The organism is Hydrogenophaga laconesensis (assembly GCF_031457235.1).
Taxonomy (GTDB): Bacteria; Pseudomonadota; Gammaproteobacteria; order Burkholderiales; family Burkholderiaceae_C; genus Hydrogenophaga; species Hydrogenophaga laconesensis.
Window position 1 is genome coordinate 1 of the sequence record NZ_JAVDWE010000046.1, and the last position, 2,319, is coordinate 2,319.

Sequence of the window (2,319 nt, forward strand, 5' to 3'; positions counted from 1 at the left end):
TGGTGTCACCGCCGGATGAATACTCCCCGTATTGGCCGGTTGAATTTTCCCCAGTTTGAAGCTTGAACAGGCAGCGGGCCGAGGCCCGCTGCCTGTTCGTCCACTTGACCGACCATTGGCTCCCGACCGTCGTGGAGCTGGAGGCCAGGTGCTCAATCTGAAGGGACTGATGATGATTTTGGAGCTACACCGGCAGGGACTGCCGATCTCCGTGATTGCCCAGAGAACCGGGCATGACCGCAAGACCGTTCGCAAATACATCCAGCGCGGACTTGCCGCTCCCAAGTACAAGCCCAGAGCCGCTCGCACTGGCGCTCTCGACGATTTCCGTAGCTACTTGCAGGAACGACTACAGGCCTGGCCCGAGTTGACCGGCTCCCGGCTGCTGCGTGAGATCCGGGCGTTGGGCTACCAGGGCGGCAAGACGATCTTGAACGACTACCTGCGCCAGATCAGGCCGGCGCCCGCGCCGGCCTTCGAGGTCCGTTTTGAGACTCCACCCGGCCAACAGGCCCAGGTGGACTTTGCCGAGTTCAAGGTGCGCTTTGCCAGCGAGCCCATGGAACGCAAGATCTGGCTCTTTGCCATGGTGCTGGGCCACAGCCGATACCTGTGGGCTCAGTTCGTGATGCACCAGGATCTGCCAACCGTGCTGCGCTGCCACATGCAGGCCTTCGAACACTTCGCTGGCGCACCCCGCGAGATCTTGTACGACCGGATGAAGACCGCCGTCCTGGGCGAGCCTGAGCAGGACAAGGCCATCATCTACAACGCCAAGCTGCTGGCCTGTGGTGCGCACTACGGCTTCGCTCCTCGGGCCTGCCAGCCCTATCGGGCCAAGACCAAGGGCAAGGTGGAGCGCCCGTTTCGCTACATCCGTGCCGACTTCTTCATGGCGCGCTCATTCGTGGACCTGCAGGACATGAACCGCCAGTTACGCCTCTGGCTCGATACCGTGGCCAATGCGCGGTTGCATGCCAGTACCCAGCGCGTGGTGCAGGAGCATTTCCAGGAAGAGCGCCCAAGCCTGCAGGCCTTGCCTGCCGGTCGTTTCGATGCGGTGTTGCGCCAGGAGCGGCGCGTCAGCAGCGAGGGCTGCGTGAGCGTTGGCGGCAATTACTACAGCGTGCCCGACGGCACCCGCAGGCGCACCCTGGATGTGGAGACCACCGCCGATCAGGTGCGCATCCACGAGGACGGACAGCTCATTGCCGTACATGCCTTGCTGCAGGGGCGCAAGCAGCGCTCGGTCCTGCCCGGCCACCGGCATGTACCCAGGCGATCGACATCCCATGGCCCGCGTGATGCGATCCGTATCCTGCCCGGCCACGCCGTGAGCACCCGACCGCTGAGCTTCTACGAGCAGATCGGCCGCCAGCTCGGAGGCCGCCCATGACCGCCTCGACCACCGATCGCATCCGCCGCCACCTGGTGGGATTGAAGATGCCACGTGCCCTGGAGACCTTGCACACCACGCTCTCTCGCATCGAGCAGGGGGAAGTCTCTGCCCTGGAGGCCATCGAAGCCCTGCTAGGCGAGGAGTTCTCCACCCGCGAGAGCCGGCGCATCAAGATGGCGCTGCAGACCGCGCGCCTGACCACCGTCAAGAGCCTCTCGGGCTACGACTTCAGCTTCCAGCCCGGCCTGGACCGTCACCGCGTCATGGCACTGGCCGAGCTCGATTTCATCGAGCGCAAGCAGTGCGTGCACTTCCTGGGCCCACCGGGTACCGGCAAGTCTCACCTGGCCATCGCCCTGGGCTTCGAAGCGGTCAAGGCCGGCAAGAGCGTCTTCTTCGCCACCCTGGCCGAACTGGTGGACTCCATGCGCAAGGCCGAGCGCGAGGGCAAGCTGCGCGAGCGGGTGAAGTTCCTCAGCCGCTACAGCCTGCTCATCGTCGATGAGATCGGCTACCTCCCATTGGGCTCAGGGGGCGGCAATCTGTTCTTCCAACTCGTCAACGCCTGCTACGAGCGCAGCGCCATGGTCATGACCAGCAACCGCGGCTTCGGCGAATGGGCCGAGATCTTCGGCGATGCCGTCGTCGCCACCGCCTTGCTCGATCGGCTACTGCACCACGCCGTGGTCATCCCCATCGAGGGCAACTCGTACCGCCTGCGCGAGCACGCCGCCCTTGTCCCCGAGACCATGCGAACCCGCTCCTCATTGCTCGACCCCCAGGCACAGCAACCCATCAAACGCCGACCCGGCAGACCACCCAAGGAGCCACGAGACCCCATCACGGGCTGATCACCCGCACACACCAGGTGGGGAAATTTACTCCGGCCAATCTGAGGAAAATTCAACCGGCGTTGACAG

The 2,319-nt window shown here is 64.3% G+C and carries 2 protein-coding genes; both read left to right on the plus strand.

All coding sequences use genetic code 11. The features are described 5' to 3' along the window. Nucleotides 1–148: 148 nt before the first annotated feature. Complete coding sequence (istA, locus tag J2X09_RS26975) at nucleotides 149–1,396, plus strand: IS21 family transposase (RefSeq protein WP_204735973.1); 1,248 nt, start codon at nucleotides 149–151, stop codon at nucleotides 1,394–1,396. Next, entirely contained in the window at nucleotides 1,393–2,250 is an 858-nt protein-coding gene (istB, locus tag J2X09_RS26980) for an IS21-like element helper ATPase IstB (protein WP_070401349.1), read from the plus strand. Before istA ends, istB begins: the two co-directional genes overlap by 4 nt. The last annotated feature ends 69 nt before the right edge of the window (nucleotides 2,251–2,319 follow it).